At 36.7% G+C, this 25,553-nt stretch carries 27 protein-coding genes; 2 read left to right on the top strand and 25 right to left on the bottom strand.

Going from position 1 to position 25,553, the window contains the following annotated elements; all coding sequences use genetic code 11:
* Positions 1 to 34: 34 nt before the first annotated feature.
* A complete protein-coding gene (locus tag BPMYX0001_RS07160) occupies positions 35 to 2,722 on the top strand; it encodes a PBP1A family penicillin-binding protein (RefSeq protein ID WP_006094319.1) in 2,688 nt (895 codons plus the stop codon).
* Positions 2,723 to 2,745: 23 nt separating this feature from the next.
* Here BPMYX0001_RS07160 and BPMYX0001_RS07155 read toward each other — a convergent pair whose 3' ends face one another.
* The 17 genes from BPMYX0001_RS07155 to BPMYX0001_RS07080 form a co-directional block, all read right to left on the bottom strand.
* Complete coding sequence (locus BPMYX0001_RS07155) at positions 2,746 to 3,264, bottom strand: YpoC family protein (protein WP_006094318.1); 519 nt, start codon at positions 3,262 to 3,264, stop codon at positions 2,746 to 2,748.
* 4 nt (positions 3,265 to 3,268) lie between these two features.
* The gene (gene nth, locus BPMYX0001_RS07150) at positions 3,269 to 3,916 is read right to left on the bottom strand and encodes an endonuclease III (protein ID WP_006094317.1); all 648 of its coding nucleotides are present in this window, start codon (positions 3,914 to 3,916) and stop codon (positions 3,269 to 3,271) included.
* A 15-nt stretch (positions 3,917 to 3,931) separates the two neighbouring features.
* Positions 3,932 to 4,639 carry a DNA replication protein DnaD gene (gene dnaD, locus BPMYX0001_RS07145; RefSeq protein WP_016114116.1) on the bottom strand — a complete coding sequence of 236 codons (708 nt, stop codon included), beginning with the start codon at positions 4,637 to 4,639 and terminating at the stop codon, positions 3,932 to 3,934.
* Between the two features lie 144 nt (positions 4,640 to 4,783).
* Positions 4,784 to 5,971 (bottom strand): aspartate transaminase AspB, encoded by a 1,188-nt coding sequence (gene aspB, locus BPMYX0001_RS07140; RefSeq protein WP_006094316.1) that lies wholly within the window; start codon positions 5,969 to 5,971, stop codon positions 4,784 to 4,786.
* 19 nt (positions 5,972 to 5,990) lie between these two features.
* On the bottom strand, positions 5,991 to 6,467 hold the full coding sequence (locus tag BPMYX0001_RS07135; RefSeq protein ID WP_003206481.1) for a cell wall elongation regulator TseB-like domain-containing protein: 477 nt from the start codon (positions 6,465 to 6,467) through the stop codon (positions 5,991 to 5,993).
* 7 nt (positions 6,468 to 6,474) lie between these two features.
* Positions 6,475 to 6,645: a YpmA family protein gene (locus BPMYX0001_RS30400; protein ID WP_000412180.1), complete on the bottom strand. Its 171-nt coding sequence runs from the start codon at positions 6,643 to 6,645 to the stop codon at positions 6,475 to 6,477.
* A gap of 413 nt (positions 6,646 to 7,058) precedes the next feature.
* A complete protein-coding gene (gene dinG / locus BPMYX0001_RS07130; RefSeq protein ID WP_006094315.1) occupies positions 7,059 to 9,851 on the bottom strand; it encodes an ATP-dependent DNA helicase DinG in 2,793 nt (930 codons plus the stop codon).
* Between the two features lie 369 nt (positions 9,852 to 10,220).
* On the bottom strand, positions 10,221 to 10,604 hold the full coding sequence (panD, locus tag BPMYX0001_RS07125) for an aspartate 1-decarboxylase (RefSeq protein WP_006094314.1): 384 nt from the start codon (positions 10,602 to 10,604) through the stop codon (positions 10,221 to 10,223).
* Between the two features lie 13 nt (positions 10,605 to 10,617).
* Positions 10,618 to 11,466, bottom strand: a complete 849-nt coding sequence (gene panC, locus BPMYX0001_RS07120) for a pantoate--beta-alanine ligase (RefSeq protein ID WP_006094313.1) — start codon at positions 11,464 to 11,466, stop codon at positions 10,618 to 10,620.
* Entirely contained in the window at positions 11,466 to 12,302 is an 837-nt protein-coding gene (gene panB, locus BPMYX0001_RS07115; protein ID WP_006094312.1) for a 3-methyl-2-oxobutanoate hydroxymethyltransferase, read from the bottom strand. Before panB ends, panC begins: the two co-directional genes overlap by 1 nt.
* Before the next feature lie 383 nt (positions 12,303 to 12,685).
* Positions 12,686 to 13,666: a biotin--[acetyl-CoA-carboxylase] ligase gene (locus BPMYX0001_RS07110; RefSeq protein WP_033796006.1), complete on the bottom strand. Its 981-nt coding sequence runs from the start codon at positions 13,664 to 13,666 to the stop codon at positions 12,686 to 12,688.
* The gene (locus BPMYX0001_RS07105) at positions 13,651 to 14,844 is read right to left on the bottom strand and encodes a CCA tRNA nucleotidyltransferase (protein WP_018764289.1); all 1,194 of its coding nucleotides are present in this window, start codon (positions 14,842 to 14,844) and stop codon (positions 13,651 to 13,653) included. Before BPMYX0001_RS07105 ends, BPMYX0001_RS07110 begins: the two co-directional genes overlap by 16 nt.
* A complete protein-coding gene (gene bshA, locus BPMYX0001_RS07100) occupies positions 14,831 to 15,976 on the bottom strand; it encodes an N-acetyl-alpha-D-glucosaminyl L-malate synthase BshA (protein WP_033798770.1) in 1,146 nt (381 codons plus the stop codon). Before bshA ends, BPMYX0001_RS07105 begins: the two co-directional genes overlap by 14 nt.
* A complete protein-coding gene (gene bshB1, locus BPMYX0001_RS07095) occupies positions 15,973 to 16,677 on the bottom strand; it encodes a bacillithiol biosynthesis deacetylase BshB1 (protein ID WP_006094309.1) in 705 nt (234 codons plus the stop codon). Before bshB1 ends, bshA begins: the two co-directional genes overlap by 4 nt.
* Positions 16,678 to 16,688: 11 nt before the next feature.
* Positions 16,689 to 17,084, bottom strand: coding sequence for a methylglyoxal synthase (mgsA, locus tag BPMYX0001_RS07090; protein ID WP_006094308.1), 396 nt, complete (start codon positions 17,082 to 17,084; stop codon positions 16,689 to 16,691).
* A 14-nt stretch (positions 17,085 to 17,098) separates the two neighbouring features.
* A complete protein-coding gene (dapB, locus tag BPMYX0001_RS07085) occupies positions 17,099 to 17,899 on the bottom strand; it encodes a 4-hydroxy-tetrahydrodipicolinate reductase (protein WP_006094307.1) in 801 nt (266 codons plus the stop codon).
* Positions 17,899 to 18,240 carry a nucleotide pyrophosphohydrolase gene (locus tag BPMYX0001_RS07080; RefSeq protein ID WP_044880798.1) on the bottom strand — a complete coding sequence of 114 codons (342 nt, stop codon included), beginning with the start codon at positions 18,238 to 18,240 and terminating at the stop codon, positions 17,899 to 17,901. The genes dapB and BPMYX0001_RS07080 overlap by 1 nt, the downstream gene beginning before the upstream one ends.
* A gap of 384 nt (positions 18,241 to 18,624) precedes the next feature.
* Here BPMYX0001_RS07080 and BPMYX0001_RS07075 point away from each other — a divergent pair, with 384 nt between their 5' ends.
* Positions 18,625 to 19,506: a YitT family protein gene (locus BPMYX0001_RS07075; RefSeq protein WP_016114108.1), complete on the top strand. Its 882-nt coding sequence runs from the start codon at positions 18,625 to 18,627 to the stop codon at positions 19,504 to 19,506.
* A 105-nt stretch (positions 19,507 to 19,611) separates the two neighbouring features.
* Here the strand turns inward: BPMYX0001_RS07075 and BPMYX0001_RS07070 are convergent, their stop codons facing one another.
* From BPMYX0001_RS07070 to qcrA, 8 genes are all read right to left on the bottom strand, one after another.
* On the bottom strand, positions 19,612 to 20,250 hold the full coding sequence (locus BPMYX0001_RS07070) for a uracil-DNA glycosylase (protein WP_018780979.1): 639 nt from the start codon (positions 20,248 to 20,250) through the stop codon (positions 19,612 to 19,614).
* Between the two features lie 201 nt (positions 20,251 to 20,451).
* Complete coding sequence (locus BPMYX0001_RS07065; RefSeq protein WP_018764284.1) at positions 20,452 to 21,135, bottom strand: zinc metallopeptidase; 684 nt, start codon at positions 21,133 to 21,135, stop codon at positions 20,452 to 20,454.
* 104 nt (positions 21,136 to 21,239) lie between these two features.
* Positions 21,240 to 22,028, bottom strand: a complete 789-nt coding sequence (ypjB, locus tag BPMYX0001_RS07060) for a sporulation protein YpjB (RefSeq protein ID WP_006094306.1) — start codon at positions 22,026 to 22,028, stop codon at positions 21,240 to 21,242.
* 78 nt (positions 22,029 to 22,106) lie between these two features.
* Complete coding sequence (lit, locus tag BPMYX0001_RS07055) at positions 22,107 to 22,793, bottom strand: lipoprotein intramolecular transacylase Lit (RefSeq protein ID WP_018780981.1); 687 nt, start codon at positions 22,791 to 22,793, stop codon at positions 22,107 to 22,109.
* 27 nt (positions 22,794 to 22,820) lie between these two features.
* Entirely contained in the window at positions 22,821 to 23,411 is a 591-nt protein-coding gene (gene lhaT / locus BPMYX0001_RS07050; protein WP_033798769.1) for a lipoprotein heptaprenylglyceryl N-acetyltransferase LhaT, read from the bottom strand.
* A 124-nt stretch (positions 23,412 to 23,535) separates the two neighbouring features.
* A complete protein-coding gene (gene qcrC, locus BPMYX0001_RS07045; protein ID WP_003206500.1) occupies positions 23,536 to 24,303 on the bottom strand; it encodes a menaquinol-cytochrome c reductase cytochrome b/c subunit in 768 nt (255 codons plus the stop codon).
* A 57-nt stretch (positions 24,304 to 24,360) separates the two neighbouring features.
* The gene (gene qcrB, locus BPMYX0001_RS07040; protein WP_000932700.1) at positions 24,361 to 25,035 is read right to left on the bottom strand and encodes a menaquinol-cytochrome c reductase cytochrome b subunit; all 675 of its coding nucleotides are present in this window, start codon (positions 25,033 to 25,035) and stop codon (positions 24,361 to 24,363) included.
* Positions 25,036 to 25,548 carry a menaquinol-cytochrome c reductase iron-sulfur subunit gene (qcrA, locus tag BPMYX0001_RS07035; RefSeq protein ID WP_003196349.1) on the bottom strand — a complete coding sequence of 171 codons (513 nt, stop codon included), beginning with the start codon at positions 25,546 to 25,548 and terminating at the stop codon, positions 25,036 to 25,038. It abuts the gene before it with no gap.
* Positions 25,549 to 25,553 lie beyond the last annotated feature (5 nt).

The raw sequence follows: 25,553 nt of genomic DNA, 5'->3' as shown, positions 1-25,553 counted from the left end.
TTTGGGGAAAAAATGAAAGGTAGGAGAAAGTATAATGTCAGAAAATTATCGTTCTCGTACAGAACGAAAACATGCACAACATCAAAAACAAGAAACAAACCAAACGGAGAAACCAAAGAAAAAAGGTTCCTTTTTCAAGAAATTTTTAATTGGTTGCCTACTTCTTGGCATTGTTGGTCTTATAGCTGGAGTTTCCGCCTTTTTTGTAATGGTACAAGATGCTCCAAAGCTAAATAAAGCAAAACTTGTCAATCCGCTATCAACTAAATTTTATGATAAAGACAAGAATTTCTTTTATGAATATGGTGCCGAAAAGCGAACGAATATTACTTACGATCAAGTTCCGAAAGTAGTAGAAAGCGCATTCCTAGCGACAGAAGATGCTCGCTTCTATCAACATAACGGAATCGACGTTAAGCGTACTGGAAAAGCAATCCTTGAAAATGTCACAGGTGGTTTTGGTTCTCAAGGCGGTAGTACAATTACCCAACAGGTAATTAAAAACTATTTTCTAACGATGGAAAAAACATCAAAACGTAAAGTACAGGAATGGTATTTAGCTTATAAATTAGAGCAACAATATTCCAAACATGAAATTTTAGAAATGTACTTAAACAAAATCAACCTCGGCAATCGCTCTTATGGGGTTGCAACAGCAGCGAAAACTTATTATGGCAAAGACTTAAAAGATTTAAAATTACACGAAGCAGCGATGCTTGCTGGATTACCTCAAGGTCCAAATATTTACGATCCAACAAAGAAAGAAAATATCGATCGAGCAACAAAACGTCGTAACGTTGTATTAACGTTAATGAATCGACATGGCTTTATTTCAAAGCAAGAAATGGATGAAGCGATAAAAATCCCTGTAACAGAGGGACTTCTTCCATCTAAAGATGTAACCGAAATGCCTTATCAAGCCTTTTTAGACGCAGTCGTAAAAGAAATCGAAAAAGAAATGCCCGATGTAAATATTGGATCTGACGGATTACAGATTTATACGACAATTGATACAAAGGCACAAGAATACGCTGAACAATTACTGGATGGGGATATTATTAACTATCCAAACGATCGTTTCCAAGGTTCTTTCGTATTCATGGATACAAAAAATGGTGAGGTTCGTGCAATTGGTGCTGGCCGTAAAGAAAGTAAAACTGTATTTAAAGGGCATAATATGGTCGTTGATATGCAACGCCAAGTAGGTTCGACTATGAAACCAATTTTTGATTATGGTCCTGCTATTGAATATATGCAATGGTCTACATACCATCAATTAAATGACTCAGAATATACGTATTCCAACGGTAAAAAAATCCGAAATGCTACAAACAGCTATAAAGGTGATGTCTCTTTACGTGAGGCATTGAAAAAGTCATTAAACATCCCTGCTTTAAAAACAGCACAAGCAGTTGGATTAGACAAATCAAAAGGATTTGCCGAAGGACTTGGAATGACATTCCCTAATGGGAATGCAGTCGAAGCCAATGCGATTGGTAGTAACGATGCTTCTCCGCTACAAGTAGCTGGTGCATATGCAGCTTTTGGTAATGAAGGGAATTATAACAAGCCACATTTCGTAACAAAAGTTGTCTTTCCTGATGGAAAAGAGAAAAGCTTTAAACCAAAAGAAATACGAGCAATGAAAGACTACACAGCATATATGATTACTGATGTTCTTCGCGATGTTGTAAAACCAGGTTCTGGTGGTACAGGTCCAACTGCTTATGTATCAGGAATTGATGTTGCTGGTAAAACGGGAACACAGAACTATGATGCAGATGTATTAAAAAAATATAATATCCCAGAAAGTGCTAACAGAGATAGTTGGTTTGCAGGTTATTCACCGCAATATACGATGTCAGTATGGACAGGATATGAAAAAGATTCTGAAGAAAACTATATTGCAGATAAATCACCTTCAGTCCGAATTGCACAGCAAATATTCAAAGAAATGATGAGTAAGTTTGCTACAGATACATCTCGTTTTGAACAACCTTCTTCTGTAGAACGTTTGAATGAAGAACTCTATGTGAAAGGTGCAAAAAAGGATGCTGTTAAACAGATTAAAGTAGATCCACCAACTGGTGTAACGCCATCTTATGATGCGTCATCTAATACAATTACATTAAACTGGTCTGGTCCTTCAGACGCTGAAGCTTACTCTGCAAGCTATAAAGCAAACGACGGTTCTAGCGGTGGCCTATCTGTGAGTGGCACAAGTGCTTCCCTTGGCGGAGTGAAACCAGGTGTAACTTACAGCTTCTCAGTAGTAGCGAAAAAAGGAACGGGAACAAGTGATGCCGCTGGCGTATCCTTTACTGTTCCTGGCGAGAGTGCAGAAGCTAAGAAAAAAGCTGAAGAGGATGCTAAGAAGCAACAAGATGAGCAGAAAAAAGCTGATAAGGAAGCTAAAGACAAGGCTGATAAAGAAGCTAAAGACAAGGCTGATAAAGAAGCTAAAGACAAGGCTGATAAAGAAAAAGCCGATAAAGAAAAAGCTGATAAAGAAAAAGCCGATAAAGAAAAAGCTGATAAACCAGATACACCAGATAAACCAGATACACCAAATAAACCAGATACACCAGATAAACCAGATACACCAAATAAACCAGATAAACCAGATAAACCAGATACACCAAATAAACCAGATACACCAAATAAACCAGATACACCAGATAAACCAACAACAGGTGGCGGAGAAGTTAATCCAACACAATAATACAAAAAAGAAGTCACCTTTCTCTAACGAGATGGTGACTTCTTTTTTTGTATGATTTTTTTTGCATACAGCTTTTCTATTTCTACATACAACTGTGCCAATTGAATATAGGAATGATAGTGATTTGGTTGCTTTGTAATAAATGAATAACGTTCCATAAAGTTAATCGGTTTTATTTGTAGCTCATCAATCTTGTTTTTAATATCCTTTAACCCTGACACTGGTTTTCCGTTTAACCAATATAAACTCGATAATAAATGAGCTGCAAAGTGAATCATTGGCCTTTTTGCTTCATTTCGCTTTCGATCCTGAAAAAATATCGATATATCCTCTTTTTTGTCTTTCCATATATCTAATACAGCTGGAATTCCCATTTCTATTTCATTCCATGGCTCATATTGTTTTCCTATATCAAATAAGAAATAATGGCTTTCTAGCAATTGCACAAACGATTCATCTGTATGATATATAATCTTATCTATCTCCCCTTCAAAAAAAGGATTACATTGAAACTCATCCGGTACTTGTACAACTTGTTCCATCTTTTTATTTCCCCTTCATTCGCTTCTTACCTTCACGACACACTTCTAGTAGCCGGCATTCTTCACATTGCGGCCGCTGTGCTTTGCAATGATAACGTCCAAAGAAAATCATTCGGTGATGCGTAACTCCCCACTCTTCCATTGGCACTTTCTTCATTAATGTTTTCTCTACCTCTAGAACGGAATCTTTCCAACGGCAAATAGCCAAGCGTTTACTTACACGTTCCACATGTGTATCAACAGCAATAGCTGGGATACCAAATGCTACAGAAACAACTACATTTGCAGTTTTTCTACCAACCCCTGGTAGCTTTGTTAGTTCATCCCGATCCTGTGGTACCTCTCCATTATAGTCTTCAAGCAACATTCGGCATAACTTTTGAATATTTTTCGCTTTGTTCCGGTACAATCCAATTGAACGAATATCTTGTTGCAACTCTTCTAAGGACACATTTAAATAATCTTCAGGTGTCTTATACTTTTGAAATAAACTTTTCGTTACTTTATTTACAAGGACATCTGTACATTGTGCAGATAATGCAACTGCAATTACAAGTTCAAATGGATTATCATGATTTAATTCACAATGTGCTTCTGGATACATTTCTGCCATTGTATCTAAACAATAACGAATTTGCGTCTTGTTTAACATGTATTTCCTCCTATATCACTGCTCCAACCAATTATAAAAAGGCACTTTCCCCGTATATTTGGTCTCTTGTTTCGTTACTTGCTGCGAGCGTTGTTGATTCGCTCTAAATTTTCGCCCTTGATCTTGCGCTTGATCAACTGTCTTAATTCCATTCTTTTTCCACTCAAAGAGAATACGGTCAATATATCGAAAATTAAGTTTCCCACTCATTACAGATTCTCGAAGAGCTGCTTGAATTAAATTCGGATGATGTTGATCCTGATCTTGCCACATCGCTAATGTTTCACATTCAAAAGGCGATAATGGTCTCCCAAATTCCCGTTCAAAAATTGTATATAAATTCACTTGAAGTTTCTTTTGTTCTTCTTTTTCTTCTTCTATTGTTTCATTCATTAAAAAATGCAAGATTTTTTCCCAAAGTGGTTGCAACGAATAACTTTCGCACATCATAGCTTCAGATTTTTGACTACCTTCTAATGCTAAAAAGCCTTTTTGAATTAACGCTTGAATGATTTCCATACATTTCATTTCTGTTATTGTCATTCGTTCTGCAATCTCTGAAGGAGTTGGAAAAGAATTACCCGATTCTAGAAAAGTATGCACATGGAGTACAACCATAAATTCCATCTCATTTAAGCCTAGTTTTTTATAATGCATCATAAGCAATTTTGGAATTGCGACGCTGCCTTGTTCAAACCATTGTAACATCATTTTTTTCTTCATGACCATACACCTCGCTTTCTAGTATAACACACCTGTTATAATTTTCTTTTACCACAATTCGTCAAAAAACCTCCCTATAGATAGGGAGGTCATCTTCATTTGTTCAAAGTAACTTATGTGGTAAAAATGAAAGTAATTAGCCTTTTAAGCCTGTACTTTACTTCTCATAAACGTATTAATTCGCTCTAACGCTTTCTCTAATTGTTCAAGAGATGTCGCATAGGATAAACGAACATTGTTTGGTGCACCGAACCCTGTTCCTGGAACAAGAGCTACTTTCTCTTCTTCTAACAATGCTTTTGCCCACTCATCAACGGTTTCATATCCAGCTAACGCTACAGCCTCTTTTACGTTCGGGAATAAATAAAATGCACCTTGTGGTTTAATACAAGTGAAACCAGGAATTTGAATTAATTTATCATAAATAATGTTTAATCGTTCTTCGAATGCTTGACGCATCATTTCCACAGGCTCTTTCGACCCAGCATACGCAGCAATTGCGCCGTATTGAGCGATTGAAGTAGGGTTTGACGTACTATGACTCGCTAAGTTCGTCATCGCTTTAATAAGCTGCTTATTTCCCGCTGCATAGCCAATACGCCATCCTGTCATGGAATGCGATTTAGATACACCATTAATAATAAGTGTTTGTTCTTTTAATGCATTAGAAAGCTGGGCAATTGAAGTATATTCCACGCCGCCATAAACCAATTTCTCATAAATCTCATCAGAAACAATTAAAATGTCGTGCTCTAAACATACTTCTCCAAGCTGCTGTAATTCTTCTTTGCTGTAAATCATCCCTGTCGGATTGCTCGGTGAATTTATAATAACAGCTTTCGTCTTCTCTGTAATTGCCTCACGTAGCTGCTCTGGCTTAATTTTGTACTGATTATCTTCTAGTCCTTCTACATAAACTGGCTTACCACCAGCAAGCTTTACTTGTTCTGGATAACTTACCCAATAAGGAGTCGGAATGATAACTTCGTCCCCTTCGTCAAGTAGCACTTGAAATAGTGTATAAAGTGCATGTTTTGCTCCATTACATACGATAATCTCAGTTGGATCATACGCTAATCCTTGATCACGAGTAAATTTCTTCGCAATTTCTTGTTTTAATGTTGCTAATCCACCAGTTGGTGTATATTTCGTATGTCCTTCTAACATTGCTTTATGTGCAGCATCCATAATATGCTCTGGCGTATTAAAGTCAGGTTCTCCTGCTCCTAATCCAATTACATCATGGCCTTCAGCTTTCAATGCTTGTGCCTTTGCTGTAATTTCTAAAGTTGAAGACGGTGTTAAAGCAGCTACTCGCTTTGCTAATTTCATTTGTGGTTTCCCCCTGCATCTATTTTTCAATGCTGTAATATCCAGCATATTTCCCATCTTGAAATTCTAGATAATAATACGTATAACGACCTTCTTGATCAATATATGTAATTTCCCACAACGGAACATCGTTTTCAGCACCTAATTTTGCCTTTACCAATTCTTTGGGCTTACGTTCCCCAGCCACAATTTGTAAAGCTTTCTTTTCAGAAATGCCCTCGTTCTTTTTACGTACTAGAACATTCCCTTTTTTCTCAGGTACCCAAACAATGATTTGTTCTCCTTTTTCATCTACACCTTGTACGACTGCATATGAAGATTTCCCGTTATAATAATCAACCGTTTTTACTTTCGTAAGCTTTGCTTTTTCTTTTGCAATTTCTACAACTTTTGACTCTTTCGGAATTTTCTTTTCCATTGTCGCATTATAAACATGCACCCCATATAATCCAATGGCAACGATAACGATAATGATGGCAAAGATCCACTTCTTCATTGCATCACTACGTTCTGTATATCGTAAATACTGCTGTTTCTTTTTCGTTTTCGTCTAATGCCAATCCGAACATGAGGTCCTGCTCTTTTAAAGTGCGATTCAAACTATCAACAATTTTATATAAGTCAGACGAATATTTAATACGCGTCGTTGATAGCACTTCGATTTTCTTCTCCATGAAAACTCCTCCGTTACACAAAAATTTCTAATTATAGAAGAACGCAATACGGTTACAATAAGAGTACATTCTTTACAACCCCTGCTTCATCACCCATCTATTATAGCAGGACATGTTCAGCAAAAAAAGGTTTCAAATTGAAAACCGAAACATTTGTATACAAGAAGTAAGAAAAAATAAATTTCCTCCTACCCACATTTCATGCCTGAAGTACGTCGTACTTCAGGCATATTTTTTCACTTACTGTTATTCCTTTAGCTATTTACCGATAGTAATTCCACCTACCTCAAAGTTATCTAAAAAACAACAAAAGTGAGGTAGGATATACTACCCGTCAAAAAACGATTGGCGAAGACCAAGAATCAGTGAGAAATGAAGGAACCCTCAGTGATTACAGTTTCACTTTATCCGCTTTATTCTTCTAAGTGATCTAACAGTTCTTCTAACGACCCTTCATAAAGAGGAACATTTGGAATAGATTGCATAAATCTTTTTCCGTAGAAAGAGTTGGTTAAACGACGATCTAAAACAAACACCGTTCCAGTATCCGTCATTGTACGAATTAATCGTCCAAACCCTTGCTTAAAACGAAGAATTGCTTGCGGAAGTGCCAGTTTCGTAAATACGTCGTCTCCTTTATTTTTCAACCATTCACTTTTGGCTTCCATCATTGGCTGATGAGGCGGTGTAAATGGTAACCGAACAATAACAAGATAGCTTAATGCATCTCCAGGAATATCAATCCCTTCCCAAAAACTACTTGTTCCTAACAAAATTGCTTTGTCGAACTCTTGAAATTTCCGAACTAAACGACTTCGGCTACGATTATGAACACTTTGTGTTAGTAATACAAAGTCTTCTAATTCATCCGCTTGTTTTAAATTTGTATATGTTTCCTTTAGCATTTCATAGGATGTAAACAAAACAAGCATTCTTCCATTTGTCGCTTTAGCAATCTTCATAATATGATGTGATACTTCTCTTATATACACATCCTCGCTTACTTGCTTAATAAGAGGAACATCAGTAGAAACCATTAGCTTTACTTGTTCCTCATAATGAAACGGCGATGGAACTGTTAATGTGTCTGGTGCAAAGTCATATAATCCAAGTTGTTCCTGTATATAATCGAATGTATTATTAACAGTTAAAGTCGCCGAAGTAAAAATAACGCTTCGCTTTTTTGTTAAGAACTCATCCGCAAACCTTTCTCCTATATGGACAGGTTGTGCATATAACACAGTGGAATGAATTGTACCTTTCGTTTCCGTTTCCATCCATGTCACATACTCTGTTTTTTCTAATATAAGCAGCTGCAATGAGTCGACCATTTTACGCAATAATTCAATTAAATGCATAAACTCGCCTGTAACAACATGCATCTCCCATTCGATTTTACTTTGTAATAAGTCCGCTTGTTGCTCTAGCGCAGTAAGTATTTTTCTCAATTCATATACGAAGCGATTTGTTAACTCAGCTATACTTCTCCATAGCTTTCCATCCTCTTGGTCCGCGTTATATCGATAAATAAGCGGCATATTATTTGCCCCTTGTTCTTGCTTTGTTTGCTGAAATATAAATGTACGTAACATTTGAAATAATTCATCAGCATCGAATTTAATTTCCTTTAACCTATGACTCACCATTCGAAAAGCTGAGCGTGACGAATGATGAGATTTTTTCATCAATTCATATACCTTTGATAGCACATCGTCCGTCTCTAACGTACCAAAGCGTGATAAGATTAATTGAAAGTACATGCATGAAAACTGCTCTCCAAGTGTCCTAGTCGCTGTTTCTTCGATGTGATGAGCTTCATCAAAAATAATATGTTCACAAGATGCCAAAAGTGGATCTTCACTAACAAAATCTTGAAATAGTAAAGCGTGATTTGTAATAACAATATCTGCAAATAACGCTTTATTTTTTGCTCGTTGATAAAAGCAGCGACTAAACCAGTTGCTTTGCATGCCGCCCGGACTGTACGTATCACTACAAATGCGATCCCACAGTAACTTCCCGCCTTCTGGAATATTAAGCTCGTCACGATCACCAGTCTCCGTTTGCAATAACCATACTAATACTTTTGCTTTCGTAAGCGCAGCATCATAGTTTTTCTCTTCTTCTTGCAATGCATATTCAAATTTATGTAAGCAAAGATAATGTTTTCTTCCTTTTAAAAGAGCCACTTCGAATGGAAATGGTACTATACTTTGTAATAAAGGAATTTCATTTTCAATCATTTGTTGTTGCAGTTGTACCGTTTGCGTACTAATAACAACTGACTCTTCTCTTCTCTTTGCAAAATAAATACTTGGAAGTAAATAAGCAAGTGTCTTCCCTGTACCTGTTCCTGCTTCAATTAATGAAAAACGAGAATCTCTTAATGCTGTATATATTTCCTTCATCATTCGCTGCTGACTTTCTCTTTGTTCAAAATTTGGCATCTTTAGCTCAAGTTGTCCCATTGACTTGTGTAAAAAAGCATCAAACTTAGATAAACAATCATCACCGATTTCTAATGAATAATTTCGTTTTCGAAGCGCAATATTTCGATATACTTCATATTCCTTTGCATCTTCTGTACCAAGCATCACTTTATTTAAAATATTTTCTGAAATGATATTCGCTATATCACTTTGGAATACATCGCTTAGTTCATATAAAGATTGTAATGTGACAAGCGGTAGTTTTTCTAATTGATTTAGAAATTGTAAAAATAATTCCGCTGTCACAAGAGCATCACTATCCGCACGATGCGGTTGATCATGTTCCAATTCATGTTTTTTTGCTAAATCACGCAATTTATAGCTATCAGCTGTCGGCAATAAAATTTGTGCCAATTCAACCGTATCAATTTTTGGACAGTTTACTTCTCCATATCCAGCCTGTTTTAATTCTTCCTTCAAAAAATTCCAATCAAAGTGAACGTTATGTGCAACAAAATAAGCACCCTGTAATAGTTCGGCTACCATCGGCGCTACATCGCAAAATAGCGGGGCTTGTTTCACGAGATTTTCATCAATCCCTGTTAATTCTGTAATAAATGGAGGAATCTCTCTCTTCGGGTTAACAAAAGACGAAAAGATTTCCAATATCTCTCCATCTTCTACTACAACAGCTGCAATTTGTGTAATTCTGTCCTTCCCATCTTTCCAGGAGTTCCCTGTCGTCTCTAAATCGACAACGACATAACGCTTACTCATATGTAACACCTCAATTTCTTACCCTTTCAAACAACAAAAATTCATATATTGTTACTATACCACGTTTTATATCATCTTAATGAAAAGATGGACAAAAAATAGAAGAGCCTGGTGTTGAAAAAAGGACTCTTTCTATTCATTCAAGTATATAGTTTCAAAAAAATCTTTAATCTTCTTTATTAATGAATAATTTTTCCGAACCGTTTTTTTACGTGTATTTACATAAAGTAAGCTTCCATCTGCGGGATTTTACATGCTATTATCCTCACTCACCTATTTGCGCGCCTCTCTGAATCTTGAGGTAGATGTCTTACTGCCGTGATAGCAAGATAAAATGAAAAGCTACCTCATATGAGATAGCTTTTCATTTTATAAAATCGTACCTGCTTTTTCAGCACCTAACATTTCAACAATTTGATTGTTATCATCTAACACCGCAATTTTTGGTACTTGTTTATCTACATCTTCTGTCGCTACGAGACCGTAACAAATAATAATAACTTTATCTTCAGGTTGTACAAGTCTTGCAGCTGCACCATTTAAACAAACAACACCGCTACCACGTTCTCCTTTAATTACATACGTCTCTAAGCGAGCTCCATTGTTATTATTTACAATTTGTACTTTTTCATTTTCTACAATCTCCACTGCGTCCATTAAATCTTCATCAATTGTAATACTACCTACATAATTTAAATTTGCTTCTGTTACAGTCGCGCGATGTAACTTCGCTCTCATCATTGTGCGAAACATAGATGACTCCCCCTTATTCAACCGTTAATGTAATATTGTCAATTAAACGTGCATTATCAAACTTCACTGCAATTGCAAGAATAATACGCCCACCAATTGTTTCAACTTCCGTCAAAGTTGGGTACGCATATAGATCTGCATAATCGACGATACCTTGTGTATTTTCCTCAATATATTCTTTCACAAGACATGTAATGATTTGTGGATTACGCTCTCCAGCTTCAATTCGTTTTTTCGCTATACATAAGCTTTGATATAAATGTGGTGCTTCCTCACGTTCTTTTTCTGATAAATATACATTACGAGAACTTCTTGCTAATCCGTCCTCTTCCCTAACGATATCAACAGGTACAATTGTGATTGGAATATTGAAATCACGTACAAATCCTTGGATAACAGCGACTTGCTGTGCATCTTTCATACCGAAGTAGGCACGCTTTGGCATTGTAATATTAAATAGTTTCATCAATACAGTCGCAACACCTGCAAAATGAATCGGTCTTTGCTTACCACATAATACGTCTGTACGCTTTATAACTGCAACCTTTGTTGTCTGTTCTGCAGGATACATTTCTTCTACGCTCGGATAAAATAAATAATCCACCCCGGCTTCTTTTGCTACTTTCTCATCTCTCTCGATATCCCGAGGATAGCGATCTAAATCTTCATTTGGTCCAAATTGTAATGGGTTTACAAATACGCTTAAAATAACAACTTCATTTTCTTCCCTTGCTTGACGTAATAAAGTTGCATGCCCTTCGTGTAAATATCCCATCGTTGGAACAAAACCGCTATCTTTACCACTTGCACGAATTTCACTAGCAATTTGCTGCATCTCTTGCACTGTTGTTACAATTTTCATCACTGTTTCCCTCCGTATAATGCTACACATTCTTCCTCTTTCATTGTGAATGAATGTTGTTCTTCTGGAAATTGTCCTGCTTTTACTTCAGCAACATATTGCGCAATTCCGCGTACAATTTCTTCTTGAACTGATGTATATTGTTTCACAAATTTCGGAACACGCTCCACTCCATACGAAATGAGATCATGATAAACAAGTACTTGACCATCTACTTTACTACCTGCACCAATACCTATTGTAGGAATCGTCAGCTGCTGTGATACAAGCTCTGCTAGTTGCATTGGTACGCATTCTAAAACGATTGCCATTGCACCAGCCTCTTCACATTTCTTAGCATCTTCTAACAATTTCTTTGCACTTTCAGCATCTTTTCCTTGCACTTTATAGCCACCTAATACACCTACAGATTGGGGTGTTAAACCAAGATGGGATACAACAGGAATTCCTGCATTCGTTAAGAAGCGAATGATTGATACTACCTCATCCGCTCCTTCTACTTTCACTGCATGTGCTCCGCTCTCTTGCACGATGCGGCGCGCATTATGCATCGTTTCTTGCAAAGATACATGGTAAGACATAAAGGGCATATCCGTTACAATAAAAGTTTCCTTTGCTCCGCGGCGCACTGCTTTCGTATGATGAATCATATCATCTACCGTTACTGGAATGGTAGAATCGTATCCAAGTACAACCATTCCAAGGGAATCCCCTACTAAAATCATATCAACTTCAGCTTCTTCTGAGAGCTTTGCAGATGGATAATCATACGCAGTAAGCATCGTAATCGGCTCACCGTTCTCTTTCATTTTTAAAAAATCTGTTGTCGTTTTCAAAAACTACTCCTCCTTTATTCAGGAGAGAGGAGATGGCCGAAATCATATAAAAAACCCATCTGACCAAAAAAGGGCAGATGGGTTGTGTTAGTCGGCAAAATTCATCCCTCTGTCCCAGTCCGTTGTTGGATCAAGGCAGAATCCAAATTATTTTTCTTCATTGCTTGAAATAATGGTGCAGTTCACTCAGATACTGCCCATATTCGAACTAATTATAGCAAACTAAGAAATAAAATTGCTACATTTTTTTGAAAAAATAATTTTCTATTCCTATTACAGTATGTGAAATTTCAAGAATAGCAACGAATATAACAATAAACAATTCTATTCTTACTGTCATCCAATGTACAAATAAAAAGAAGCTCCCAAGCAGGAACTTCTCTCTACTTAATTTCTATATCAGCAGAATGAATATGATGAAGTTGACCTTTATCATCTTCTAACATAAGTACACCATCCGCTGTAATTCCTTTTGCTACACCTGTAATCGTATCTTTCATCGTTCGGGCCGTAATTTCTTTTCCAATACTTATTGCATAACTTTCCCAAAGAAGTTTAATAACCGAAAAACCATTTTTCACATATTCTTGATATAACTTTTCCATTTGTAAAAAGATCTGTTGCATAAGCTCTGCTCGCACAATTGGTTTTCCTGATTCAATTGCTAAAGATGTTGCAATTTCTTTAATCTCATCTGCAAAATGTTCTTGCCCTTGATTTGCATTAATTCCAATTCCCATAATAACAGCATTAATCTTATCTGGGTCAGCCTGCATCTCTGTTAAAATACCGACAGCTTTTTTTCCTTCAATTAAAATATCATTGGGCCATTTAATTCCCACATTCACACTTGTACATTTCTCAATTGCTTGTGCTACACTAACAGCTGCTAATAAAGTAAGCTGAGGAGCATGATGAACGGGAATAGCTGGACGTAAAATAATACTCATCCAAATCCCTGTCCCTTTTGGTGAGTGCCATTTTCTACTCAAACGGCCGCGTCCTGCTGTTTGCTCTTCCGCAACGACAATTGTTCCCTCCGCCGCCCCTTCATAAGCAAGTTTTGCTGCAATATGCTGCGTAGACTCTACAGATTCTTTAAAATAAACAGTTCTCCCTATAAATTCTGTCTGTAAGCCTAATTGAATTTCATTCGCTGTTACTTTATCTGGCTTACTAGCAATCCGATATCCTAGACGGCGCACAGCTTCTAGTTCATATCCTTCGCTCCGAAGATCCTCCATATGTTTCCAAACAGCGGTTCTTGAGCAGCCCAGCTTGTCACTAATTGTTTGACCAGATACAAACTCGCCATCTGCTGCAGAAAAAATCTGCAGCAATTGTTTTCTTATAGTAGATTGCATCCTTGTAGCCACTCCCTTATTTTCTCTTTCTCATTTTCTAATCGTTCTTGTAAAATTTCTTCTTCGATTCTTTGCAACACTTCTGCCACCCATGGTCCTGGCGTTTTTTCTGTCCAACCTAACAAATCATTACCGCTTACTTTCATTTCCTGACGATTATGAATGGATAATGAATCAAATAATGACTGTACCTGATTTACAGAAAATATATCATATTTTTTTATAATAGCTTGATATACTCTTTCCGCCATTAAAGCAGTATGCAAACCTGTCTTGTATAGAAAAACTGCATCCCAAGACTTTGTTTTTCTAGAGCGGATTGCTAATATAACAGCTACAATATCTTTTATTTTTTTGTTTGAAAATTTCCATTGACGTAAGAAAACTGATGGATGTTCTTCACCAATACAATATAAGAAAAATGCCCACGCCTCGATATCGGTTTCAAAAAAACCCCAGTTATATTGCATAGCTTTTAAAATTCTTTCTTCTGACATTTGTAAATATGGTAAATGCGTAACTAGTTTCGTCTCTACTAGTTGTTGAAGCCCATTTACACAATATTTACCCGTCAACAGCTTTTCAAACTCAACTGTAATTCTTTCAATCGCTATATGTTCCAGTAAATGCCCATACTCCTCAATCGCACGTTTCGTTTGTTCCTCTAAAAAGAATCCTAAAGTACTAACAAAGCGAATACCCCGCATCATACGTAGTGCATCTTCTTGAAAGCGATCCGCAGCATTCCCTACTGTTGCAATTTCTTGTTTACGAATTGCCTCTTGCCCCGCAAACAAATCAATGATGTTTCCTTCTTCATTCATCGCAATCGCATTCATAGTAAAATCTCGTCGTTTTAAATCTTCTTCTAATGAACGAACAAACTGAACACTACTTGGTCTGCGAAAATCTTCATAATCACTCTCCGTTCGAAATGTTGTCACTTCATACGGAATACCTTCTTGAACAACAATAACCGTACCATGTTCAAGCCCAACAGGGACATGTCTTGGGAATAAATGCATCACTTCTTCTGGAAGAGCTGATGTTGCGATATCAATATCACCAATTGGTCTATTGATAATAAAATCACGCACACTTCCCCCAACAAAATATGCTTCATGCCCATGTTGTTTCAATGTCTCAATAATTGCTCCAGCTTGTTTAAATCGTTTCATTTTTGTCATCCCTTAGTATGTCATAATAAATTGCCTCATATTGTGAAACAATATTTTCTGAACGAAATTGCTCATATACAGCTTCTATGGCGCGCTGTGCCATATTTTGATGGAGATCGTCGTTTTTAAGCAATTGTATCGCTTGCTTAGCTATACCTTTGATATCTCCAACTTCACATATATATCCCGTTTCACCATGTTGAATAACTTCTGGAATACCTCCAACACGCGTACCAATACATGGCACACCACACGCCATTGCTTCTAGTAAAACGAGGCCAAAGCTTTCTTTTTCTGATAAAAGCAACATTAAATCGCTCATTGCAAGAAGCTCAGCAACATTATCCTGTTTTCCTAAAAACAAAACATGTTCTTCAATATGTAAGCTTTTCACCAACTGTAAAATTGTACAAAATTCTGGCCCATCACCAACAAGTAATAATTTCGCTGCCACTTCTTTTACAATTTTAGCAAATGACTGGACAACATCTTGTGCACGCTTGACCTTGCGAAAATTCGAAATATGAATTAATACCTTTTCATCTTCACGTATGCCATACTCTTTTTTTAGTTGGGACATATCTCTCTTAAAATAGACACGCTCATCAATAAAATTATATACAGTCTGAATTTCTTTATTTGGCTTTACAAGCTCATGTGTTTCTTGAATTAACGAGTGGGATACAGCTGTAACAACATCAGATTGCTCAATACCAAACCGTATTAAATTATTTAGAGAAGGATCTGAACCAAGTACAGTAATATCAGTTCCATGTAACGTCGTAACGATTTTAATATCGTCTCCAATCATTTGCTTTGCTAAGTATGCACAAATTGCATGTGGTATTGCATAGTGTACATGTAAAACATCCAAGTTTTCTCTCTGTGCAACCTCTGCCATTTTACTTGCTAATGCTAAATCGTAAGGTGGATATTGAAAGACAGAATATTGATTTACCGTTACTTCATGAAAATAAATGTTTGGATATACTTTATTTAATCGGAATGGAACTCCAGAGGTAATGAAGTGAATTTCATGACCTCGTTCAGCCAATTGTTTTCCTAATTCAGTTCCTACAACCCCAGAACCACCAACAGAAGGATAACATGTTATACCTATTTTCAATTTCATTTACATCCCCCTATTAAATCAGCATGTAATAAAACTGGCTTTTTACTCATAAATCCTTCAGCATACATAACTCCAACTTCTTTTCCAAACATTTTCTCACGAGCGATTACTGTTTCGACATAACCTTCTGTTAAAGGTGTCTTCACACCATCACTTCCTGCTGTAAATTGGCTTTCATAGGCTTCTAACGCGGCTATCTTTTCAGAAAGATGTTCGCTAATATCAATGCAGAAATTCGGTTTATGAAAACCATTAATCATATAATAATAAAAAGATTGTACGCGATGTGGTGACATTTCTGGCATATATTTACGAACACCTGCTGAAAACACAGCTTCTTCCACGAGTTTCGCACAATTCGCATGGTCTGGGTGGCGATCTTCATAGTATGGTGCAAAAATAAGCGTTGGCTTATATGTCCGAATAATTTTTACGATTTCTCTTATATATTCTTCTTTCATATACAGACCGCGGTCTGGCATTGCTAAATTGATTCGCTCTGTCACTCCCATGATACGAGCGGCTTCTTGTGCTTCTTCTTTTCTTAGTTCAACCGTCCCATTTGAGGATAAATCGGCTTCTGTCAAATCACAAATGCCAACTTCATATCCTTGTTTTGTATATTTGGCAATAGTGCCAGCCATGCCGATTTCAACATCATCGGCATGGGCACCAAACGCTAATATATGTAATCCTCTCATAATTTGTTCCCTCATTTTCGTAACTTTCGGTAGTCTAAATCTCCTCGTTCTAATGCATGCATTAACATCTCAGCACTTGCCATATTCGTTGCAAGCGGAATCGCATACACATCACATAAACGAAGCAATGCATTTACATCTGGCTCATGTGGTTGTGCTGTTAGCGGGTCCCGAAAGAAAATCACCATGTCTAAATCGTTTTTTGCAATCATTGCACCAATTTCTTGATCGCCGCCAAGAGGACCAGATTGATATCTTGTGACTGTAAGTCCTGTCGCTTCCATAATGCGAAGGCCTGTTGTTCCCGTAGCAAAAAGTTCATGTTGTTCAAAAATTGGTTTATATGCGTATGCAAACGAAACTATATCATCTTTCTTTTTGTCATGTGCAATTAAGGCAATCTTCATCCGTCTTCCCCCCTTTAATCGATGATCTTCTCTAATCCATATACAAGATGGTCAAGATTCATTACTGTTTCAATAGCTAATTTTACTCCAGACATAAATGATGCTCTGTTGAATGAATCATGACGAACTGTTAACATTTGTCCGTCTCCGCCAAACAATACTTCTTGATGCGCAATAAGCCCTGGTAAACGCACGCTATGAATATGAATACCATCTACATTTGCACCACGTGCTCCTTTTAATTGTTCTGTTTCATTTGGATGACCTTGTTGTTTTGGTTCACGATTTTGACGAATTAAATCTACCGTTTTTACAGCTGTACCTGATGGTGCATCTAATTTTTGATCATGATGTAGTTCAATCACTTCAACATCTTGGAAATATTTCGCTGCCATTTGAGAAAACTTCATCATAAGTATTGCACCAATTGCAAAGTTTGGAGCAATAATAGTACCTACCTGTTTTTCTTTCGCAGTGTCTGTTAAATGCTGAAGTTCTTCTTCTGTAAACCCTGTCGTACCAATAACGGAACGAAGACCATGTTCAACAGCGAGTGTAACATGTTCTTTGCCGACTTCTGGTGTCGTTAAATCTAGCAATACATCCGCTTCTACTTCATTTAAACAAGTATGTAAATCCGCATAGATTGGTGCATGTAATGTAGGCATTCCAGGAAGATTTGAAATCATTTCACCACCATGCTTATAATCAACTGCTGCTACTAATTGAAAATGTGGTGTTCTTTCCATTAGAAGTACCGCTTCGTGTCCCATACGTCCTCTTGGTCCAGCAATAATCACTTTAATATCTTTCATTATTCTTTCTCTCCCTCTTCAATACGTGTCCAGCGATCTTTATCACGTGTATTAAATTTATCCATTACAATGTTATGTGCTGTTTCTAAATCAATATGTAAGCTATTTGCCATGCAGATCATAACAAATAATACATCTCCAAGTTCTTCTTCAATTGTTCGTTCTTTTTCAGTCGTTTTCTTCGGCTTCTCACCGTAATAGTGGTTCACTTCCCTTGCAAGTTCACCCATTTCTTCTGTCAAACGAGCCATCATTGCAAGCGGACTGAAATAACCTTCTTTAAATTGACTAATATATGCATCTACTTCTTTCTGCATATCTTTCATCGTTTTTTGTTCCATGTTGTTCACCTCTAATCCTTCCTCTTTCATGTTAGCCAATTCATGGCGATTTGACAAATATTATTCCTCTTTCGTCCCTATTTGCCACGTATTTTTGGATAGACTATAATAAAGTGAAACTTTCTTTTACAAATGTTCTTCTTGCAAAAGATTAGTTGAACCAATCGGGCTCTTACGGTTGGTTAGTCTTTTCTTCTCGCCTTACTCCTTACCAACCGTTAGTGCGGGGTAAAGTGAAACTTTCTTTTGCAAATGTTCTTCTTGTAAAAGGTTACCTCTTACCAATTACAATCATATAAATGACTTACTATTCTTATCGTTTTTCTTCGTCATTAGCTATTTCAACGGAGCGAAGTAACAATTACATATTAGGGGGCTTGCTACATGAAAACCAACTTAAAGATTCGAAACATTATATTTATTTTGATTGGTTCCGCTATCTTCTCTTTTGGCATCGTAAATATTAATATTGAAAATCACTTAGCAGAAGGTGGCTTTACAGGAATTACGTTATTGCTTTATTTTCTCTTTTCGCTTGATCCATCTTATACAAACTTAATCTTAAACATCCCTCTCTTTTTTGTCGGTTGGAAATTACTCGGCCGAACAACTTTCTTATACACATTAATCGGAACATTTAGCGTCTCCTTATTTCTATGGATTTTTCAGCGCTACGAATCATTAAATTTACATTTAAATTTGCAAAATGATATGACATTAGCAGCCCTGTTCGCTGGAGCATTTATTGGGATTGGTCTCGGAATTATATTCAAATACGGTGGAACAACGGGTGGCGTCGATATTATTGCTCGATTAGCTCATAAATATGTTGGCTGGAGCATGGGAAAAACAATGTTTATGTTTGACGCTGTTGTCATTGTCATCTCCATTCTTACATATCTATCTTATCGCGAGGGCATGTATACGTTAGTTGCGGTCTTTATCGGAGCAAAAGTCATTGACTTTATGCAAGAAGGAGCATATGCAGCAAAAGGAGCAACCATTATTTCAGATAAAAACGACGAAATTGCTGCCAAGATTTTATCCGAGATGGAGCGCGGGGCAACCTTTTTAAAAGCAGTTGGCTCTTATACAAAGATTGAGCGAAACGTACTTTATTGTGTTGTGGCAAAAAATGAAATCGTAAAACTAAAGAATATTATTACTTCAGTAGATCCTCATGCATTTGTTGCAGTAAGTGATGTACACGATGTAGTTGGTGAAGGCTTTACATTAGACGAAAATAAAAATCCATTACATAATTAAACATGCTAGATCTCTAACATTACTACACTTTCCAAATACACAACTTAAAAAGCTATCGAACCCGATAGCTTTTTAAGTTGTAAACCCCTATAAAGAAAACTTCTACTATATATACTTCCCTAATTTTTCTAAATCCTCATAAATCAAATCCAACAAGCCTCTATTATAAAAAATTGATGCTGGATGAAATGTCGGAAAAATATTATATATCTTCTCGGTCCATATAAAATCTGTACTTTGATTATTTTTTAGTCTTCGTACTGGCTGCTGCAATAATTGTCCATGAACATCAGTAATTTTTTTATCTGGTCCCACTAAACGCTTTAATGCAATATTTCCAAGTGTGACAATAACCGGTGCTTGCACGTGCTCCATCTCATAATCTAACAAAGGAGCATGTATAAGTATTTCTCCCTGATTTGGGGTTCGATTATATTTCTTCTGAGCAACTTGCCCGCTCCGCTCTCTTTTCTCTCTCCATATATAAGGCCGGCTACGTACAGTGCTCGTAATATATACTTCTTCCCTTGTAAGGCCGATACGTTCTAAAAATCCCATTAACTCCTTACCTGCTCTTCCACTAAACGGAATGCCATTATGAATTTCTGTTTCTCCTGGCGCTTCTCCAACAAGCATTAGTTTCGGCTTTTCAGGACCTTGTCCACATAAAAAACCTTCTAATGGATAGGGAGCACTAAGTTTTTTCACATGCAGTACTAATGAATCTGGATATTGCATTTCCATCACCTTCACTCATAATCACTTTACCTATGCTTCTTACTATTATAACTTGCTCTTTAAATTTCATTATGCTACTTGTTATCAATTTACAATAATAAACAAATTATAAAACAAAATTCATCGCTGCTCTCTGAAACTTAAGGCTTGAGTCTTACTGTCCACAAATAGCGGGATAAAGAAAAAGACTATCGAAATCGATAGTCTTTAATCATCGCTACGCTGCATCCCTGTATAAACTAATACTAGACGAAGCAATTCAAATACCGCTACTGCCGCCGCTGCAACATATGTTAAAGCTGCTGCATTTAATACTTTACGTGCTTGCCCATATTCGTCTGTTGATACAATTCCAAGTGCTTCAATTTGCTGCATTGCGCGTTTTGAAGCATCAAACTCAACCGGCAATGTAACGAGCTGGAAAACTACACCTGCTGCCATTAAAATAATCCCTAGTAACAATAGCTTTGTCATCGATGCAAATATACCAATCATAATGAACACCCATGACATGTTCGATCCGAAGCTTGCAACTGGAACTAAAGAATGACGAAAACGCATAAACTTATAATCTTTCGCATCTTGAATCGCATGCCCTACTTCATGAGCTGCTACAGCTGTTCCAGCAACTGAATGACCATAATAGTTATCAGTTGACAAGCGAACCGTTTTGGCTGTTGGGTCATAGTGGTCTGACAAATGCCCTGGTGTTTCTTCTACAGCTACGTTATACAAACCATTTTCATCTAAAATTTTTCGAGCTACTTCCGCTCCTGTCATACCCGATGTTGAATACACCTGTGAATATTTGCTATAAGCACTGCGTACTTTTGACTGTGCATACAACGGTATGATCATAATGATCGCGAAATAAACTAAATAAAAAGCCATTATGAACCTCCATTGAAGTCGTAATTATAGTACTATCCATTCTATTTTCTTCTTTATATATTGTCAATAAAGAAACCTTACAATCCTTGTCTATATTAGTGATCTTATCGATTTTTAGAATGTATCCCACTGGTACGCTTCGCTTTCTCTCCCTTATATTTTCTCCAACCGACGTACGTTAATGTAAAGAAAATAAGTCCACCTGTAATTGTCATAAACCATATGAGAGAAGAGTCCACTTCATCTTTCTTTGCTGTTTGAAATATTTTTTGTAAATCTCCTTTTATAATCCCTACTTGCATTTGTCCACTTTTATTTTTTAACATCACATTACGGAATTCATCCAAATACGATAAATGCGCATTTACACGCTGTGATTGATTTTCCGGCAATGCAATCATTAAACTTGGATAAATCACATAAAATTCATGCAAAAATGTATTTAATGATTGTTGGAATCGTTCATCATCTTCTGTTTGAAGTGCCTTTTCAACTTTAGCAAAAGCCCCCATAACACGTCCTTCTCGTTCTATCCAAAGCGGTTGATACTTAGATACTTCCGCATCTACCACCAATTGTAGTGCCAAGACATCATCTATTTTTATTTGCTGATCTAAACTTTCTTCCTCAAGCGATCGCTGTGCCCTGTCATACGCTAAAGAGATTACCCGAAAATGCATGGGTGTTAGTTTATTTTCCTTTTCATTCTCCCGCAATACAAATTGTTCTGAAAAATGTTGCAATACTTGCGTTGCTTTCTTATATTCTTCTTGTTTTACAAGTTGCAAAGAATCATCTAATAGCCCCGTTAACTCATTCCATTTTTCAGCGTATATACGTACTGGAAACAATATAATCAGAAATGCTATCATTCCAATTAAGACTCTCTTCATTCCGGTCCCCCCTATAACTACTAGTACAAAATATGTTAAGGTGGACAAGAATAGAACAGAACGAAACCGAAAAATATTTTATGAATAAAGATTTTCCATTGAAGACTTCCGCTTTTTTAATAAATATCTATACATACAATAACAAAAAGCACTCCCACATAAAATCAATATTAAAATTACACATGCTGCATGCATAAAAAACTGTTCTGGTAGCATTAAAATAATAGGATCTGTTTCACTATCAAATTGCCAATAATCATTGCTAAAAAGAAGTTTATGGAATAGTACAAAACTCTTTTCAAAATTAATTGCAATAGGCAAAGTAAGCGCAATCGGAAATATAATGGTCAAAATTGCGCCATGTAATAAAAACTTCATCTTTCGTTTACGCAATAAATACCCCCCGCCCAATAAAGCAATACTGAGCGCCATACACATCCCGTATTGAATCTTCACTAAAATATTTTTCACATCAACAAAATGAATTCTTCCATTTGTTGACATATCTAGTGTAGGCAATTGTAATGATTCATGATAAAAAGGAGAAAGGTATGTCATCAGTACATCATAGTTCTTCTTAATTTCTGATTCTGTCATATTTGCTAAATCTGGTATATTTAAAAAATGTATATCTGCATAATATAACCATTTCCCATATACAACAATTGTAGTTGCAATAGCAAAAATAGAAAATGCTATACAGTATGAGACAATAGTAGTTATCAAACGATCGAATATTCTTACACCTATCTTATTTTTATTCATTTTCTTTCTCCAATTCCTCATTTAATTTCATAACGAAAACTGTTTTCGATTTTTTCTCAAACAATAATAGTATGTAATAGCTAATACAACAATACTTAACCAAAATGTAAAGTAACCAATCTGTTCTACAAACAAATGCATAATACCATATCTCGGCATTTGCCAAAACAAATAGTCGATTACATCATTATGTAACGTCCATATACCTGCTACAATAAAATGCCACTTTTTTATACGGTAAAACGGGGCATATAATAAACCTTGTATAGCCATTGCAAAATGAGAAAGTACCAACATATAACTTATAAACTCAAGATTGCCCTTAACCATAAACACAATGCCATTTACAACAACAGCCCAAATGCCATATTTCATTAAGGAAACGATTGCTAAAGCTTCTATTAGTCCCCAATTTTTATTACACAAAAAGGCCAGTAATACAAAAACAAAGAAGAAACTTGCAATAGGACTATCAGGAACAAATGGCCAGAATATCAATGAAGTTTCCATCAGTTGATCTCCATACCAAATAAAACCATATATTGTCCCTAAAATGTTAATGATGAACAAAAGTAGTAAAACCGAACGCTGTCTTAATAACGCATACATGTAGACCAATATGTATATACAACACCTTTCAAACAAAGTAACTTTTTTATTCTCTAAAACGCTATGCTTTTATTATAGCAAACTTTGTGTTACAAACAGAAAAGCTGACTACAAATTCGTAGTCAGCCTTCAATTATTTTTTATTATATTTCGTAATAAATTCTGAGAGCTTCTTCAACTCTTCATCTGTGCCCTTAAATACTCCTTTAGGCATCGCACCTTTTCCATCTTTCGCAATCTTTGCAATTTCTTCTGGTTTTAACGTTAAATTCTGCAGCGCTGGCGCCGCTGCACCACCTTGCAAGTTATCACCATGACATGTTAAACATGTATTTTTTTGCATCAATTTATAACCTTCATCATTTTTATCTACTGGTGTCGTTTTCACAATTGCACCTTGTTTTTTTGCAGCTTCCCAGTCATGATGTGCCACAGACTCCCATGTTAAAAAGATGATAGAAGCAATTGCTAAAAGCATGAATCCAGTTGCAACTGGCCGTTTCAATGGACGTCTTTCAGGACCTCGATCGAGAAATGGCGCCAATAGTAATGCTCCAAATGCAATCCCTGGCATAATAAACGCGCCGATTACAGTAAATGAGCCTGATGCATATGAGTACTTTAAAAGCTGATACAGAAATAAGAAATACCAGTCTGGAAGTGGTATATATCCTGCATCTGTAGGATCCGCCATTCTCTCAAGTGGCGACGGGTGCGCCACCGTTAAACATAAATAACCGATTAAAAAAACCGCACCAACCATCCATTCTTTCAACAAGAAGTTCGGCCAAAACGCTTCTGTTTTCCCTGGATATTCAGAATAATCTTTCGGGATATTCGGTTTACGTGCTACAGGTACTCGTGAATCTCCCACAAACTTCATCCCTTTGCCGCGATGCATAATCTCCCTCCTTCAATTCAGTTTTTCTCCTATTCTTTCAAATTAGCAATCTCTTACTTATAGCGGACCAGAAATACCTTGTTTGCGAATCATGATGAAGTGGAAGGCCATTAAGCCTAGAAGTGCTGCTGGTAAGAAGAAGACGTGAATAGCAAAGAAGCGAGTTAATGTTTGAGCCCCGACAATTTCGGAGTGACCAGCAAGTAATGTTTTAATATAAGGACCGATAAGCGGTGTTTGCTCCGCAATTTGAATCCCTACTTTTGTTGCAAATAACGCTTTCATATCCCATGGTAATAAATATCCGGTAAAACCAAGACCTAGCATAACAAAGAAAATAAGAACACCGACAATCCAATTTAATTCACGAGGTTTCTTATATGCACCTTGGAAGAAAACCCTAAGTGTATGTAAAAACATCATTACAATTACAAGGCTGGCACCCCAATGGTGCATGCCACGTACAATTTGTCCATACGCAACTTCATTTTGTAAATAATAAACCGATTCCCAAGCATTTTTAATATCCGGTACATAATACATTGTTAAAAACATTCCTGACAAAATTTGAATTACAGTAACAAAAAACGTAAGTCCTCCAAAGCAGTAGACGAATGCAGAAAAGTGATGTGCTGGATTTACATGTTCGGGTACTTCATGGTCGGCAATATCACGCCATATCGGTGTAATATCTAACCGTTCGTCCACCCAATCATAAATTTTATTTAACATCTATTTCGCACCCCCTCTTGGCTTTGCTTTTCCTAAATAAAGCGTTCCATCCTTCACTTTGGATTCATACACATCAAGTGGAGCAAGAGGCGGCGTTCCCTTTATGTTTATGCCATCTTTTGTGTAACGTCCCCCGTGACATGGACAAAAAAATTGATTAGGATGCGACTTGTCTGAATTCCAGTTAACCGTACACCCTAAATGTTTACACACTGGAGAAAACGCTACAATGTCTCCGCTTTCATCTTTATGCACCCAAGCAGATTTTGGTTCTTCGGACTTGTACCATCCATCAACCTGCTTTACCTTAAAGTCAAAGCGTTTTGGTTCTGTTGTAATCTCTTTAACTTGCGCAACAGCAACCATCTCTCCCCCCGCTTCTTTCCTTAAAACTGGATCAAGTGCAAAGCGCGTCATTGGCATTAAAATTCCAGCTGCCATAAAACCTCCTACACCTGTAAGCGTGTAGTTTAAAAATTGTCTTCTTGACACACGATGTTCTTTCTCGCTCACGAAAA

It is taken from the genome of Bacillus pseudomycoides DSM 12442 (assembly GCF_000161455.1).
GTDB lineage: Bacteria > Bacillota > Bacilli > Bacillales > Bacillaceae_G > Bacillus_A > Bacillus_A pseudomycoides.
Note: the sequence above shows the minus strand (reverse complement) of the source record. Positions and strands in the feature narration are given on the sequence as shown.